Annotated in this window: 16 protein-coding genes and 1 other RNA gene; 11 read left to right on the forward strand and 6 right to left on the reverse strand. The window is 63.5% G+C overall.

Annotation, left to right across the window (positions count from 1 at the left end; genetic code table 11):
* Nucleotides 1-32: 32 nt before the first annotated feature.
* A complete protein-coding gene (locus ACF8Q6_RS07345; protein WP_392491986.1) occupies nt 33-482 on the reverse strand; it encodes an EVE domain-containing protein in 450 nt (149 codons plus the stop codon).
* 178 nt (nt 483-660) lie between these two features.
* Between ACF8Q6_RS07345 and ACF8Q6_RS07350 the strand changes: the two genes are divergently transcribed.
* Nucleotides 661-813: a hypothetical protein gene (locus ACF8Q6_RS07350; protein WP_003253683.1), complete on the forward strand. Its 153-nt coding sequence runs from the start codon at nt 661-663 to the stop codon at nt 811-813.
* A gap of 19 nt (nt 814-832) precedes the next feature.
* Here the strand turns inward: ACF8Q6_RS07350 and ACF8Q6_RS07355 are convergent, their stop codons facing one another.
* The 4 genes from ACF8Q6_RS07355 to ACF8Q6_RS07370 form a co-directional block, all read right to left on the reverse strand.
* Complete coding sequence (locus ACF8Q6_RS07355; protein ID WP_392491987.1) at nt 833-1,441, reverse strand: 5-formyltetrahydrofolate cyclo-ligase; 609 nt, start codon at nt 1,439-1,441, stop codon at nt 833-835.
* 124 nt (nt 1,442-1,565) lie between these two features.
* Nucleotides 1,566-1,745: non-coding RNA, 6S RNA (gene ssrS / locus ACF8Q6_RS07360), on the reverse strand.
* A gap of 17 nt (nt 1,746-1,762) precedes the next feature.
* Nucleotides 1,763-2,083 carry a cell division protein ZapA gene (locus tag ACF8Q6_RS07365; RefSeq protein ID WP_003253687.1) on the reverse strand — a complete coding sequence of 107 codons (321 nt, stop codon included), beginning with the start codon at nt 2,081-2,083 and terminating at the stop codon, nt 1,763-1,765.
* Complete coding sequence (locus ACF8Q6_RS07370) at nt 2,080-2,262, reverse strand: TIGR02449 family protein (protein ID WP_029886233.1); 183 nt, start codon at nt 2,260-2,262, stop codon at nt 2,080-2,082. The genes ACF8Q6_RS07365 and ACF8Q6_RS07370 overlap by 4 nt, the downstream gene beginning before the upstream one ends.
* 181 nt (nt 2,263-2,443) lie before the next feature.
* Between ACF8Q6_RS07370 and ACF8Q6_RS07375 the strand changes: the two genes are divergently transcribed.
* From ACF8Q6_RS07375 to gcvP, 10 genes are all read left to right on the forward strand, one after another.
* Nucleotides 2,444-2,998, forward strand: coding sequence for a YecA family protein (locus ACF8Q6_RS07375; RefSeq protein WP_010955725.1), 555 nt, complete (start codon nt 2,444-2,446; stop codon nt 2,996-2,998).
* A gap of 21 nt (nt 2,999-3,019) precedes the next feature.
* The gene (gene pepP / locus ACF8Q6_RS07380; protein WP_392491988.1) at nt 3,020-4,354 is read left to right on the forward strand and encodes a Xaa-Pro aminopeptidase; all 1,335 of its coding nucleotides are present in this window, start codon (nt 3,020-3,022) and stop codon (nt 4,352-4,354) included.
* Entirely contained in the window at nt 4,351-5,550 is a 1,200-nt protein-coding gene (gene ubiH, locus ACF8Q6_RS07385; protein ID WP_392491990.1) for a 2-octaprenyl-6-methoxyphenyl hydroxylase, read from the forward strand. The genes pepP and ubiH overlap by 4 nt, the downstream gene beginning before the upstream one ends.
* On the forward strand, nt 5,547-6,029 hold the full coding sequence (locus ACF8Q6_RS07390; protein ID WP_003253696.1) for a DUF4442 domain-containing protein: 483 nt from the start codon (nt 5,547-5,549) through the stop codon (nt 6,027-6,029). Before ubiH ends, ACF8Q6_RS07390 begins: the two co-directional genes overlap by 4 nt.
* A 9-nt stretch (nt 6,030-6,038) precedes the next feature.
* On the forward strand, nt 6,039-7,256 hold the full coding sequence (locus ACF8Q6_RS07395; protein ID WP_162996151.1) for a 2-octaprenyl-3-methyl-6-methoxy-1,4-benzoquinol hydroxylase: 1,218 nt from the start codon (nt 6,039-6,041) through the stop codon (nt 7,254-7,256).
* Nucleotides 7,257-7,421: 165 nt separating this feature from the next.
* Complete coding sequence (locus ACF8Q6_RS07400; protein WP_012054051.1) at nt 7,422-8,423, forward strand: extracellular solute-binding protein; 1,002 nt, start codon at nt 7,422-7,424, stop codon at nt 8,421-8,423.
* Between the two features lie 154 nt (nt 8,424-8,577).
* On the forward strand, nt 8,578-10,200 hold the full coding sequence (locus ACF8Q6_RS07405; RefSeq protein WP_392493092.1) for an ABC transporter permease: 1,623 nt from the start codon (nt 8,578-8,580) through the stop codon (nt 10,198-10,200).
* Between the two features lie 127 nt (nt 10,201-10,327).
* The gene (gene gcvT, locus ACF8Q6_RS07410) at nt 10,328-11,410 is read left to right on the forward strand and encodes a glycine cleavage system aminomethyltransferase GcvT (protein WP_003253703.1); all 1,083 of its coding nucleotides are present in this window, start codon (nt 10,328-10,330) and stop codon (nt 11,408-11,410) included.
* A 51-nt stretch (nt 11,411-11,461) separates the two neighbouring features.
* On the forward strand, nt 11,462-11,845 hold the full coding sequence (gene gcvH, locus ACF8Q6_RS07415; protein WP_392493090.1) for a glycine cleavage system protein GcvH: 384 nt from the start codon (nt 11,462-11,464) through the stop codon (nt 11,843-11,845).
* Between the two features lie 196 nt (nt 11,846-12,041).
* A complete protein-coding gene (gene gcvP, locus ACF8Q6_RS07420; RefSeq protein WP_392493088.1) occupies nt 12,042-14,915 on the forward strand; it encodes an aminomethyl-transferring glycine dehydrogenase in 2,874 nt (957 codons plus the stop codon).
* Nucleotides 14,916-14,980: 65 nt separating this feature from the next.
* On the opposite strand, the gene ACF8Q6_RS07425 is transcribed toward gcvP, so the two are convergent.
* The gene (locus tag ACF8Q6_RS07425; protein ID WP_004575834.1) at nt 14,981-15,295 is read right to left on the reverse strand and encodes a DUF2388 domain-containing protein; all 315 of its coding nucleotides are present in this window, start codon (nt 15,293-15,295) and stop codon (nt 14,981-14,983) included.
* Between the last annotated feature and the right edge of the window lie 40 nt (nt 15,296-15,335).

A 15,335-nucleotide genomic window follows, 5' to 3' on the forward strand; every position in this document is an offset into this window, starting at 1 on the left:
TATCGGTCAAGCCCTTGACCTTAGCTGCGTATTCAGCGCAACGCGACAATCACCGCCCATTGCTCGGGCGTTACCGGCATGACCGACAGGCGGCTGCCTTTTTGCACCAGGGGCAACTCGACCAGACCGGCCTGCTGTTTCAGCCACCCCAGTTCCAGCACCCTTGGAAAGGTTTGTACGTGGGCCACATCCACCGCGCTCCACGGGTTCTTGTCGATCATGGCCTTGGCATCGTGATAATGGCTTTCCGGGTCCAGCGCGGTCGGGTCCGGGTAGGCCGCGCGGGTGATTTTGGCAATGCCGGCGATGCCGGGTTGCGGGCAGCTGGAGTGGTAGAAGAAGAATTCGTCACCCACGCTCATGGCCCGCAGAAAATTACGCGCCTGATAGTTGCGCACGCCGTCCCAGCGCGCTTCGCCCAAGCGTGCGAGGGCTTCGATGGAGAGCTCGTCGGGCTCGGATTTCATCAGCCAGTAAGCCATGGATGCTGCTCCTGAAAAGGTTTGAAATAACCTGTTGCACGAAACCGACAGCCGGTTGGCGTCAAGGTTTGCGTGCGGACGCATGTTGTCGGAAAATGCGCCCCGTTTAAAGCGCGTGCGCCGGCGGTACCCAGAATATCGCCGAGTACTGAACAGTTTGCCTGGGGGGCAATCTTCGATGAATCAACGTAAAAAGCCGGATCTGCTGTGGATCCTGGTGTTCATTTTCGGCCTGGGTGTGGTCACTACCGGTTATGCGCAAGGGTTCTGGGAGCGCAAGCTGGACAACGCCTATCAGATGCCGGTCGACGCCAGCCAGCCACAACGTTGATACCCCCCGCTGGCGCCGCTCAACGTGGCGCCAGGTACCAGCCACGGTCCGAGACCGTGCCCTTCAGCGGTACATCCCAACTGGCCTGCGCCAGCCGCTCGACCTTCTGGCATTCATGTGCCAGCCCCAGCAGCAACGGTTTTTTCCAGGTTTGCCGACGCGCCTGGTAGGCCAGGCTGCGATCATAGAAGCCACCGCCCATACCCAAGCGGCCGCCCGCTTCGTCAAAACCGACCAGCGGTAGCAGAATCAGATCCAGCGCCCAGATCGGCCGCTGGCGTTTGCGATCGATAATCGGCTCTGGAATACGGAAGCGGTTGGGCTTGAGCTTCTCACCCTGCTCAAAACGCTGGAACACCATGCGCGTGCGCGGCCAGGCGTGCAGCACCGGCAGGTAGGTGCACTTGCCGCGACGCTGGGCTTCGCGCATCAGCAGGCGAGGGTCGATTTCACCGTCGTTGGGCAGGTACAGGGCGATGTGGCGGGCGCGGCGGAACAAGGGGTGTTGCGCCAGTTGGCGGTACAGGCCGAGGGTGGCCTGGCGTTGCTGGGCAGGGGTAAGGGCGCGGCGGGCATTGCGAAGCAGGCGACGAAGCTGTGGGCGGGTGAGCGGCACGTTTTCGGTCATGGCACGGGCAATCCCAGATGTGCTGGCTTGGTACGAACAGTGCCTGCGCGGTGAATCGTCGTACAAAGCTTGAATAAAGTCGGCCAAAACGAATTGCCCGCCTTGGGGGCGGGCAAGAAAATTCAGGCTCCCCGATAAGACCGCTATCGGTGTAGCCCTTGAACCCGAAAGTTCAAGGTGGAGATTGCAGGGGGCGTTAAGGCTTTCCGTCGGGCGGACATGCACACCGGCCCCAGCGTGCAACCCCCGTGGTTGTGCGTATCGGCTCAGGGACATAACCGACTGGCGCATCCCCCAGGGAGTGGCGCCAGTATACCAATCTCAGCCGATTTTGGTATCCGTGTCGTCGGACAAAGCCTTATCTACCCGATCCAGCAGGTCGCGCACCTGTTCGCGGTTTGTGCCGCTGACCGGCGCATCGTTGCGGTCTTCCTGGCGGTGCAGCATTTCGTGGGTAATGTTCAACGCCGCCATCACCGCGATGCGGTCGGCACCGATCACCTTGCCGCTGCTGCGGATCTCGCGCATCTTGCCGTCCAGGTAGCGCGCAGCGCTGACCAGGTTGTTGCGCTCTTCCGGCGGGCAGATGATCGAGTATTCCTTGTCGAGGATCTGCACGGTGACGCTATTGCTTGAACTCATGAGTCTTGCTCCAGAGCCTTGAGGCGTAAAATCATCGACTCGACTTTGCGCTTGGCGATCTCGTTCTTTTCGATAAGGTGGGCGCGCTCTTCGCGCCAGGATTTTTCCTGAGCTACTAGGAGTGCATTTTGCCGTTTTAGTTGCTCGACGCGTTCGATCAGCAACTCGAATCGGCTCATCAGTGCCTGCAGGTCGTTCTCTTGCGTGGGTTGCACTCGATTCGCTCCGTCGTTGAGTCACCTGGCGATGATGCCTCTCCCTGGGCGGCAACGGCCAGTGCCGATGGTCTTGGCGCGCCTGCCGGTGCTAGGATACAAGGTCTTCATTCTAGACATTGCGCCGTCTGGCGCCTAGCTGCCCATGCCCAATACTCAATCGCCCTACAACGCTTTCGCCATGCTGCTCTCGAGCAATGGCCATCCTGTCACCCCGGCCGAACTGCACGGCCTGCTGATTGGCCGCAGCTGCGCCGGCGCCGGCTTCGATGCCGATGCCTGGTTGGCCGATGCCGCCCAACTGCTGGAAATCGAGCCTGGTGACAGTGTCCGCAACGCCTTGGTCGGCTTGCAGGAAATGGTCAAGGGCGAGCTGACCAGCGACGACATGGCGATCGTCCTGCTGCTGCCTACCGATGATGCTGCACTGAGCGACCGCGCCACCGCGCTGGGCCAGTGGTGCCAAGGCTTCGTGACCGGTTTCGGCCTGAACGCTGGCGGTAAGGACTTGTCCGATGAGGCCAAGGAAGTGCTGCAGGACCTGGTGGCCATTTCGCAGGTCCAGGAAGCGCTCGAAGAGTCCGAAGACGGCGAGAGCGACTACATGGAAGTCATGGAATACCTGCGTGTAGCGCCCCTGCTGCTGTTCTCCGAACTGGCCAAGCCGGCCGCACCCGCACCCAAGCCCTCGCTGCACTGATCAACCAGGGGTAGTCTGCCCATGAGCCACATTCCCAAGGCCGAGTATGCCCGTCGGCGCAAGGCGCTGATGGCGCAGATGGTCCCCAACAGCATTGCCATTCTGCCCGCCGCTGCGGTTGCCATCCGCAACCGCGACGTCGAGCACGTGTACCGCCAGGACAGCGACTTCCAGTACCTCAGCGGCTTCCCGGAGCCCGAGGCGGTGATTGCTTTGATTCCAGGGCGCGAGCATGGCGAATACGTGCTGTTCTGCCGTGAACGCAACCCCGAGCGCGAGCTGTGGGACGGCCTGCGGGCCGGCCAGGAAGGGGCGGTGCGCGATTTCGGCGCTGACGATGCCTTTCCCATCACGGATATCGACGAAATCCTGCCTGGCCTGATCGAAGGCCGCGAGCGGGTCTACAGCGCCATGGGCAGCAACCCGGAGTTCGACCGCCGGCTGATGGACTGGATCAACGTGATCCGCTCCAAGGCACGCCTGGGCGCCCAGCCACCGAACGAGTTCGTTGCGCTGGATCATCTGCTGCATGATATGCGCCTGTATAAATCGGCGGCGGAAGTGAAGGTGATGCGTGCTGCTGCAGACATTTCTGCGCGTGCCCATGTGCGGGCCATGCAGGCCTGCCGCGCCGGGCTGCACGAGTACAGCCTGGAAGCCGAGCTGGACTACGAATTCCGCAAGGGCGGGGCGAAGATGCCGGCCTACGGCTCGATCGTTGCGGCCGGGCGCAATGGCTGCATCCTGCACTATCAACAGAACGATGCGCCGCTCAAGGATGGCGACCTGGTGCTGATCGACGCCGGCTGCGAAATCGACTGCTATGCCAGCGACATCACCCGCACCTTCCCGGTCAGTGGGCGGTTTTCGCCCGAGCAGAAGGCCATCTACGAGCTGGTGCTAAAGGCGCAGGCGGCGGCGTTTGCCGAAATAGCCCCCGGCAAGCACTGGAACCACGCCCATGAGGCGACCGTGCGGGTCATCACCACGGGCCTGGTGGAGCTGGGCTTGCTCGAAGGTGATGTGCAGGCGCTGATCGACAGCGAAGCGTATCGCGCCTTCTACATGCACCGCGCCGGGCACTGGCTGGGCATGGATGTGCATGACGTGGGCGAGTACAAGGTGGGCGGCGAGTGGCGGGTACTGGAACCCGGCATGGCGCTGACCGTGGAGCCGGGTATCTACATTGGCGCCGACAATCAGGCCGTGGCCAAAAAGTGGCGCGGCATTGGGGTAAGGATCGAGGACGACGTGGTAGTGACCAGGCAAGGTTGTGAAATCCTGACTTCGGGCGTGCCGCGTACTGTCGCCGAGATCGAGGCGCTGATGCAGGCTGCCCGCAAGGCCGTGGCATGAGCCGGGTAAACCTGGCGATCATCGGCGGTGGCCTGGTTGGCGCAAGCCTGGCGCTGGCCCTGCAGGCCGGCGCCAAGGCACGCGGCTGGAAGATCCTGCTGATCGAGCCGTTCGCCCCCGGCGACAGCTACCAGCCCAGCTACGATGCGCGCTCGTCGGCATTGTCCTTCGGCACCCAGCAGATTTATCAGCAACTGGGCCTGTGGCAGGTCATCGGCCGCCGCGCCGAGCCTATTCGCCAGATTCACGTGTCCGACCGTGGTCGCTTTGGCGCCACCCGCCTGGATGCCCTGGAAGAGGGCGTACCGGCGCTGGGTTACGTGGTGGAAAACGCCTGGCTCGGCCAGTGCCTGTGGCAAGGGCTGGACAGCGAGGTGGTGAGCTGGCGCTGCCCGGCCGAAGTGACCTCGATGCAGGCCATCGAACGCGGTTACCGCCTGCTGCTGAACGACGACACCCAGCTGGAATGTGACCTGGCGGTACTGGCCGATGGTGGCCGCTCTGGCCTGCGCGAGCAGTTGGGTATCCATGTACGCCACACGCCTTACCAGCAGAGCGCGTTGATCGCCAACATTACCCCGGGTGAGGCCCACGGCGGCCAGGCTTTCGAGCGCTTCACCGAAGAGGGCCCCATGGCCTTGCTGCCGTTGCCGGAAAACCGCTGCGCACTGGTGTGGACCCGCCAGGGCATGGATGCGCGGCGCCTGGCCGACATCGACGAGCGCAGCTTCCTGCGCGAACTGCAGGGGGTGTTCGGCTACCGCTTGGGCGCGCTGCGCCAGGTAGGCGCACGGCACCTCTACCCGCTGTCCTTGATCGAGGCCCAGGAGCAGGTGCGGCCGCACCTGGTGGTGCTGGGCAACGCAGCACACAGCCTGCACCCCATCGCGGGCCAGGGTTTCAATCTGTCGTTGCGTGATGTGCAGGCTCTGGCCGAAGCGCTGCTGGCGGGCCCACAGCAGCCTGGCGACCTGACCACGCTGCAGGCCTATCACCAGCGCCAGCGCCTGGACCAGGCGATGACCATCGGCTTCTCCGACCAGGTCACCCGCCTGTTCGGCAGCAATCAGCCGTTGCTGACGGCCGGGCGCAACCTTGGCCTGCTCGGGCTCGACCTGCTGCCACCGGCAAAAAGCTGGTTCGCCCGCCAGGCCATGGGCCTGGGCACCCGTCCTGATCCGCGGGGCCAGGCATGAGCAACCCGCGTAAACTGGCGCGTCGGGCGCGCATGCTGCGCTGGATGCTGAACCTCTACCCACCATACCTGGGTGCCGGTATCCGTGTGCAGCACATCAGCCCGGACCTGCGTAGCGTCAAGGTGGCGATGAAACTGACTCGCTGGAACCGCAATTACGTCGGTACCCAGTTCGGTGGCAGCCTGTATGCCATGGTCGATCCGTTCTACATGCTGCTGTTGATCGAGCAGCTGGGGCGTGACTACATCGTCTGGGACAAGGCCGCCAGCATCGATTTCATCTCGCCGGGCAAAGGCCCTGTGTATGCCGAATTCCACGTCGATGATGCGCTGCTGCAGGAAATCCGCCAGCAGGCCGCCACCGGCAAGAAATGCCTGCCGCGTTTGCAGGTCGATATCCGCGATGGCGCCGGCGAGTTGGTGGCGCGGGTCGATAAAACCCTATACGTGCGGCTCAAGCCGCAAGCGAGGCTGGCGTAAGGCATGGACATGCGCGCAGATCTGTTGATTGTGGGTGCCGGTATGGTCGGCAGCGCCCTGGCCTTGGCGTTGCGCCACAGTGGCCTGCAAATTTTGTTGCTCGACGGTGGCCCGCTGACGGTCGTACCTTTCGATGCCCAGGCCCCGTTCGAGCCGCGTGTCAGCGCGCTATCGGCGGCCAGCCAGCGCATCCTCGAGCGCCTTGGCGCTTGGGACGGCATTGCCCAGCGACGCGCCACGCCGTATTCCGACATGCATGTGTGGGATGGCAGCGGCACCGGTCAGATTCACTTCTCGGCGGCCAGTGTGCATGCCCAGGTGCTCGGCCATATCGTCGAGAACCGGGTGGTGCAGGACGGCCTGCTGGAGCGCCTGCACGACAGCGACATCGGCCTGCTGGCCAATGCGCGGCTGGAGCAATTACGCCGCTCTGGCGATGAGTGGCTGCTGACGTTGGCCGATGGCCGGCAACTGCGTGCACCGTTGGTGATCGCCGCCGACGGTGCCAATTCGGCGGTGCGGCGTCTGGCCGGCTGCGAAACCCGCGAATGGGACTACCTGCACCATGCCATTGTCACCAGCGTGCGTTGCAGCGCCGGGCACCAGGCCACGGCCTGGCAGCGCTTCACTGACGAAGGGCCATTGGCCTTTTTGCCCTTGAGCCGCGATGGCCAGCAAGACTGGTGCTCAATCGTATGGTCGACCACTCCGGAGCATGCCGAGCAGCTGATGGCGATGGATGAAGCGGCCTTCCTGCAAGCCCTCGGGCGTGCCTTCGAGGGCCGCCTGGGCGACGTGTTGCAGGCCGACCCAAGGGTATGCGTGCCGCTGCGTCAGCGCCACGCCAAGCGCTATGTGGGTGAAGGCCTGGCATTGATTGGCGATGCCGCGCACACCATCCACCCGCTGGCCGGGCAGGGTGTGAACCTCGGCTTCCTCGACGCGGCGGTGCTGGCCGAGGTGCTGGTCAATGCTTGCGAGCGCGGCGAGAGACTGGCCGATGTGAAGGTGCTGAGCCGTTACGAGCGCCGGCGCATGCCACACAACCTGGCGTTGATGGCGGCGATGGAGGGCTTCGAGAGGTTGTTCCAGGCCGATCCGCTGCCGTTGCGCTGGTTGCGCAACAGCGGGTTGAAACTGGTGGAGCAGATGCCGGAGGCCAAGGCGCTGTTTGTGCGCCAGGCGTTGGGTTTGAGTGGTGACCTGCCGGATCTGGCCAAGGCTTGAGAGTGGCGGGGCCGCTTTGCGGCCCTTTCGCGACACAAGGCCCACACAGTGTGGCGCAATCACCTGTGGCAGTCCTTTGCAACATCCGGTAACGGCTAGGTAGGTGAGCCAGAAAATGGGATTCACTACCATTCGCACCTCTCATACGATCGAGGAGTGCATTTCATGTTGCCACGCAAGCCCCTACTGGCCGCCTTGGCCCTGACCCTGTTCGGCGGCACTGCCCAGGCAGCGGACGAAGTGGTGGTGTACTCCTCGCGCATCGACGAGCTGATCAAGCCGGTGTTCGATGCCTATACCGCCAAGACCGGGGTCAAGATCAAGTTCATCACCGACAAGGAAGCCCCGCTGATGCAGCGCATCAAGGCCGAGGGCGACAACGGCGTGGCCGACCTGCTGCTGACCGTCGATGCAGGCAACCTGTGGCAGGCCGAGCAGATGGGCATCCTGCAGCCGATCGAGTCCGACGTCATCGACCAGAACATCCCGTCGCAGTACCGCGCCTCGTCCCATGACTGGACCGGCCTGAGCCTGCGTGCCCGCACCATCATCTACTCCACCGAGCGGGTCAAGCCCGAGGAGTTGAGCACTTACGAAGCCCTGGCTGACAAACAGTGGGAAGGCCGTCTGTGCCTGCGTACGGCCAAGAAGGTGTACAACCAGTCGCTGACCGCCACCCTGATCGAAACCCACGGTGAGGCCAAGACCGAGCAAATCGTCAAAGGGTGGGTCAACAACCTGTCTACCGATGTGTTCTCCGACGACAACGCAGTGATCCAGGCCATCGAGGCCGGGCAGTGTGATGTGGGCGTGGTCAACACCTACTACTACGGCCGTCTGCACAAGCAGAACCCGAACTTGCCGGTGAAGATCTTCTGGCCCAACCAGGGCGACCGTGGTGTGCACGTGAACCTGTCGGGCATTGGCCTGACCAAGCATGCGCCACACCCGGAGGCCGCGAAGAAACTGGTGGAATGGATGACCGGCGAAGAAGCGCAAAAGCTGTTTGCTGATATCAACCAGGAGTTCCCGGCCAACCCGAAGGTGAAGCCATCGGAGGAAGTGGCGGCGTGGGGCAGCTTCAAGGCCGACAGCATTCCGGTGGAAATTGCCGGCAAGCGCCAGGCTGAAGCCATTCGCTTGATGGATCGGGCTGGCTACAACTAAGCGCCAGGCCTTATCCTCTTTGGGCCCGTTAGGGCCCTTTCGCGGGTAAACCCGCTCCTACGGGATCTGCACTGCCTTGCGCGGTCCCCGTAGGAGCGGGTTTACCCGCGAACGACCGCAAAGCGGTCGCAAATCAGCCACAGAGACATTCAATTTGCCCCACACCCCTCAACGCCGCTGGTACCTCCCGGTCTCCCTGATCGCCGCCTTGGTGCTGCTGCCCCTGAGCGTGCTGCTGTTGTCCTGGCAATCCATCGACCTGCAGATCTGGTCCCACCTGCTCGACACCCAGATGGGGCGCCTGCTCGGCAATACCCTGACCCTGGTGGTGGGCGTGGGCATTGGTGTCACCGTGCTGGGTGTCAGCCTGGCCTGGCTCACCAGCCTCTGCGACTTCCCCGGTCGACGCTGGCTGGACTGGGCGCTGATGCTACCGTTCGCCATCCCGGCCTACGTGCTGGCGTTCGTCTTCGTCGGCCTGCTGGACTTTGCCGGCCCGGTGCAAAGCGCCCTGCGCGAGGTGTTCGGGCCAATGCGCCTGCCTCGTGTGCGTTCCACTGGTGGGGTAATCACCGTCCTGGTGCTGGTCTTCTATCCCTATGTCTACTTGTTGGCGCGCACGGCTTTCCTGGCTCAGGGCAAGGGCCTGATGGAGGCGGCGCGGGTACTTGGGTTATCGCCCCTGCAGGCTTTCTGGCGGGTGGCCTTACCCATGGCTCGGCCGGCGATCGGTGCCGGTATCGCCCTGGCGCTGATGGAAACGCTGGCCGACTTCGGTGCAGTGGCCGTATTCAACTTCGACACTTTCACCACGGCTATCTACAAGACCTGGTACGGCTTCTTCAGCTTGTCCAGTGCGGCCCAGCTGGCCAGCCTGCTGCTGCTGGCGGTGATGCTGGTGCTGTACGGTGAGCGCCGCGCCCGCGGTGCCAGCCGGAGCGGCAACGAACGGCCGCGCGCGCAGGCGCTGTATCACCTGCGCGGCCTCAAGGCGCTGTTGGCCAGTGGCTGGTGCCTGCTGGTGTTTGCCTGCGCTTTCGTCATCCCGCTGCTGCAGTTGGTGGTGTGGTTCTGGCAGCGCGGTCGGCATGACCTGGATGAGCGTTATGTCGGCCTGGTGCTGCACACCCTGTACCTGGGCAGCATGGCGGCGCTGGTCACGGTGTGCGTGGCGCTGCTGCTGGCCTTCGCCCGGCGCCAGGCACCGACGGGCGGAATCCGCGCCGGGGTTGGCCTGGCCAATCTGGGGTATGCCCTGCCCGGTTCGGTGTTGGCGGTATCGATCATGCTGGCCTTCAGTTACCTCGACAACCACCTGGTCATCCCGCTGTCCAGCTGGATGGGCGGCGCCGGCAAGCCGCTGCTGCTAGGCAGCCTCTCGGCGTTACTGCTGGCCTACCTGGTGCGCTTCATCGCGGTGGCCTACGGGCCGCTGGAGAGCAGCCTGGAGCGCATCCGCCCGTCACTCCCTGAAGCCTCGCGCAGCCTGGGTGTTGGCGGCGCAAGATTGTTTTTCAAGGTGTATCTGCCGCTGCTGGTACCGGGGGCACTTAGCGCCGCGCTGCTGGTGTTCGTCGATGTGCTCAAGGAAATGCCCGCCACCTTGCTGATGCGGCCGTTCGGCTGGGACACCCTCGCCGTGCGGGTGTTCGAGATGACCAGCGAAGGCGAGTGGGCACGCGCCTCGCTGCCGGCACTGACCTTGGTATTGGTGGGGCTGCTGCCGGTCATCGGCCTGATTCGCCGTTCGGCACGTCGACCCGGTCACAGTCACTGAGGATGTCAGTTTGCGACCTTGCGGCTACAATGCGCGGCATTCGCGCGGCGGGTGTGAGTAACAAGAAAAGCTGACGACCCAACGTCATCGACCGCCGCCGCTTCGCCACGCCCGGAAGGAGAAACCCATGGGACAGCGCACGCTTTTGTATGACCTGCACCTGGCGCTAGGCGCCAAGACGGTCGATTTCGGTGGCTGGGACATGCCCCTGCACTATGGCTCGCAGGTCGAGGAGCACCACCAGGTGCGCAGCGATTGCGGCGTCTTCGATGTCTCCCATATGACCGTGATCGATGTCGACGGCACTGATGCCACTGTTTGGCTGCAGCGCTTGCTGGCCAACGATGTGGCCCGCCTCGACGACACCGGCAAGGCGCTGTATAGCCCACTGCTGAACGAACAGGGCGGTGTAATCGATGATCTGATCGTCTACCGCACGGAAACCGGCTATCGCCTGGTCAACAACGCCGCCACCCGTGCCAAGGTGCTCGATTGGCTGCAATCGCAGCGTGCCGGGTTTTCCGTGGACTTCCAGGTCCGCCCTGATCTGGCCATCCTTGCCATCCAGGGGCCGCGGGCCCGCGAAAAGGTCGCGGCCCTGCTCAGCCCCGCGCGCGCTGCACTCATCCGCGAACTGCGCCCGTTCGAGGGCGTTGCTGACGGCGACTGGTTCATTGCCCGCACCGGCTATACCGGTGAGGACGGCTTGGAGATCATCTTCCCGGGCGATCAGGCGGTGGCCTTCTTCAACGACCTGGTCGGCGCCGGTATCGCCCCAAGCGGCCTGGGCGCCCGCGATACCCTGCGCCTGGAAGCCGGCATGAACCTGTACGGCCAGGACATCGACGAAAACCACACCCCGCTCACCTCCAACCTGGGCTGGAGCATCGCCTGGGAACCGGCCGAGCGCGACTTCATCGGCCGTGTCGGCCTGCTTGCTGAAATCGAGCACGGCGTGCAGGAAAAACTGGTGGGTCTGGTGCTGGAAGAGCGCGGTGTACTGCGCGCCCATCAGGTCGTGCGTGTAGCCGGCATTGGCGAAGGGGAGATCACCAGTGGTAGTTTCTCGCCTACGCTGAGCAAGTCCATTGCGTTGGCGCGCGTGCCTATGGCTACCGGTGATCGGGCCGAGGTGGAAATTCGCGGCAAGTGGTACCCGGTGCGGGTGGTCAAACCGACCTTCGTGCGCCACGGCAAGATCCTGATCTGAACAATTTATAACCGGCGGGCGTACCGCTGAGCCAATCGAGGAATTCAAGACATGAGCAATATCCCCGCCGACCTGCGTTTTGCCGAAAGCCATGAGTGGGCTCGCCTGGAAGCCGACGGCAGTGTGACCGTGGGTATCAGCGATCACGCCCAGCAAGCCTTGGGTGATGTGGTGTTCGTCGAGCTGGCTGAAGTCGGCAAGGTGTTTGGCGCTGGCGACGCTGCGGGTGTGGTGGAGTCGGTCAAGGCCGCTTCGGACATCTATGCCCCGGTCGGTGGCGAAGTGATTGCGGTCAACGAAGAGCTGGCCGATAGCCCGGAGCAGCTCAACGAAGAGCCTTACAGTTCGTGGATCTTCAAATTGAAGCCAAGCAACCCGGACGAGCTGGACACGTTGCTGGATGCTGATGGCTACAAGGCCCTGATTGGCGAGTAAGACCGCGTCGCTTGCTTCGCGGCTAAAGCCGCTCCTACACAGGTACAGCGCTGCATTCGAGACGGGTGCAGCCCCTGCAGGAGCGGCTTTAGCCGCGTAGAGGCCGGGCCTGCAAACAAGTTTCCCCGCACAATCGGCAATCCCTTCCTAGACTTGTAAGTCTCCATGAGGCCTGGTCTAGGAAGAGAGCGTCGTCATGTCCCAGTCGCCATCCCTGCATCAACTGCAAGAGCTCAACCCATTTCTGCGCCGTCACCTGGGCCCCGATGCCACAGAGCAGCAGGCCATGCTCAACGCGCTGGGTATCGCCAGCCGCAACGAGCTGATCGAGCAGACCGTTCCCCCCGACATCCGCCTCAATCGCCCCCTCGACCTCCCAGCGGCACTGGACGAGCAAGCCGCCCTGGCCAAGCTGGCCGGTTATGCCGAACAGAACCAGGTCTGGACCAGCCTCATCGGCATGGGCTACCACGGCACCATCACCCCCACGGTCATCCTGCGCAACGTGCTGGAAAACCCCGGTTGGTACACCGCCTACACACCCTACCAACCCGAAATTGCCCAAGGCCGGCTGGAGGCGCTGCTGAACTTCCAGCAAATGGTCATCGACCTCACCGGCCTGCCTCTGGCCAATGCCTCGCTGCTTGATGAAGCCACCGCTGCCGCCGAAGCCATGGCCCTGGCCAAGCGGGTGGCACGCAACAAGAGCAACGCCTTCTTCGCCGACGAGCACTGCCACCCGCAGACCCTTTCGGTACTCAAGACCCGCGCCGAGGGGTTCGGCTTCGAGCTGATCGTCGATACTGTGGATAACCTTGCCAAACACTCGGTGTTCGGCGCTTTGCTGCAGTACCCCGACACCCACGGCGAAGTGCGCGATTTGCGCCCGCTGATCGACCAGTTGCACGGCCAACAGGCCTTGGCCTGCGTAGCCGCTGACCTGCTGAGCCTGGTGGTGCTGGCACCGCCCGGAGAGCTGGGCGCCGATGTGGTGCTGGGTTCGACCCAGCGCTTTGGTGTGCCGATGGGCTACGGCGGGCCTCACGCGGCCTATTTCGCCTGTCGCGACGACTACAAGCGGGCCATGCCGGGGCGCATCATCGGCGTATCGCGCGATGCCCGTGGCAACACTGCATTACGGATGGCCCTGCAAACCCGCGAGCAGCATATTCGCCGCGAAAAGGCCAACTCCAACATCTGCACGGCCCAGGTGCTGTTGGCCAACATTGCCGGCTTCTACGCGGTGTACCACGGCCCGGAAGGCCTGCAACGCATCGCGCAGCGTGTGCACCGGCTGACCTTCATCCTGGCTGCCGGCCTTGAGGCCAAAGGCATCAAACGCATCAATCAGCACTTCTTCGACACCCTTACCCTGAATGTTGGTGGTGCCCAGGCTGCCATCATTGAAAGCGCCGAGGCCGCGCACATCAATTTGCGCATTCTCGGTCGCGGGCACCTGGGCGTGAGCCTGGACGAAACCTGCAACGAACAGACGGTGCTGCGCCTGCTCGACATCTTCCTGGGGGTGGATCATGGCCTGGAAATCACCGCCCTCGACCAGCTGGCCCTGCCTGAAGGCATCCCCGCCAGCCTGGTGCGACGCACGCCATTCCTCGCCCACCCCGTGTTCAACCTGCATCACAGCGAAACAGAGATGCTGCGCTACCTCAAGCAGCTAGAGAACAAGGACCTGGCGCTGAACCAGTCGATGATTCCGCTGGGCTCGTGCACCATGAAGCTCAACGCCACCAGTGAGATGATCCCCATCACCTGGCCCGGTTTTGCCCAGCTGCACCCGTTCGCTCCGGCGGCCCAGGCGGCAGGCTACAAGGCGATGATCGACGAACTGGAAAGCTGGCTGTGCGCGATCACCGGTTTCGATGCGATCTGCATGCAGCCCAACTCCGGTGCTCAGGGTGAATACGCCGGCCTGATGGCCATTACGCGCTATCACCGCAGCCGCCATCAGCCGATGCGCACCTTGTGCCTGATCCCTTCGTCGGCCCACGGCACCAACCCGGCGTCGGCACAGATGGCCGGCATGGACGTGGTGATCGTCGATTGCGACAACGATGGCAACGTCGACCTGGCTGACCTCAAAGCCAAGGCACACGCGGCCGGGGAGCGTCTGTCGTGCCTGATGATCACCTACCCCTCGACCCACGGTGTGTACGAAGAGGGGATACGCGAGATTTGCGATGTGGTGCACCAGCACGGCGGCCAGGTTTACATGGACGGTGCCAACCTCAATGCCCAGGTGGGCCTGGCGCGCCCCGCAGACATTGGTGCCGATGTTTCACACATGAACCTGCACAAGACGTTCTGCATTCCCCACGGCGGTGGCGGCCCGGGTATGGGGCCGATCGGTATCCGCGCGCACCTCAAGCCGTTCGTCGCCAGCCACCCGGTGGTGCCGGTGCCTGGGCTGGACCCGAACAACAGCGCGGTCAGCGCCGCGCCCTGGGGCAGCGCAAGCATCTTGCCGATCAGCTGGATGTATATCGCCATGATGGGCCCGCAGCTGGCCGACGCCAGCGAGGTGGCCATCCTTTCGGCCAACTATCTGGCCAGCCAGTTGGGCGCGGCGTTCCCGGTGCTCTACCGCGGCCGCAACCAGCGCGTGGCGCATGAATGCATCCTCGACCTGCGGCCGTTGAAAGCGCTGACAGGCATCAGCGAAGAGGATGTGGCCAAGCGCCTGATGGACTATGGCTTCCACGCACCGACCATGTCGTTCCCGGTGCCGGGCACGCTGATGGTTGAGCCGACCGAGAGTGAGTCGAAGGCCGAGCTGGACCGGTTCGTCGAGGCGATGCTGGCGATTCGGGCGGAAATTGACGAAGTACAGCAGGGCAACTGGCCTGCGGAGAACAACCCGCTGAAGCATGCACCGCATACCTTGGCTGATGTGCTGGGGGGGTGGGACAGGCCGTATAGCCTGGAGCAGGCCGTGGCCCCCAGTGCTCACGTGCGCCAGCACAAATACTGGCCGGCGGTGAACCGGGTAGACAACGTGTATGGGGACAGGAACCTGTTCTGTGCGTGTGTGCCGGTGGAGGCTTATCGCTGAGGTTGGTGTTGGATGCTTCGCGGGTGCCTGTAGGAGCGGGTTTACCCGCGAAGCAGGCGACGCGGTTACTCGGCTACTGCATTTTTGGCCAGGATGGCATTGGCCAACTCCATGTCGGAAGCCTGCATCCCTGGGTTCTCTGCCCGTGCCTCGCGCATGGCCGCTTCCAGGAACGGCCCGCGGATCGCGCCTTCGCTGGCGACGAAGCTGCTGGCGTCATCCTGCGCGGCCACTACCAGCTTGTGATCCCGCGAGGTCAGGTAGCTCGATGCCGTGGTCGCACCGGAAGTCATCACGTTACGCCAGAAGGTATCGGCCATGGCCGAGCCAATAGGCAGCGAAAGCAAGGTAGCGGCGGCAATGGCGGTTTTGAGACGCATGTTGAAACACCTCGAAGGGTGATGGTTGAAGATGCGCGCT

This window comes from Pseudomonas sp. GLN_2, assembly GCF_043106005.1.
GTDB classification, from domain to species: Bacteria; Pseudomonadota; Gammaproteobacteria; order Pseudomonadales; family Pseudomonadaceae; genus Aquipseudomonas; species Aquipseudomonas alloputida.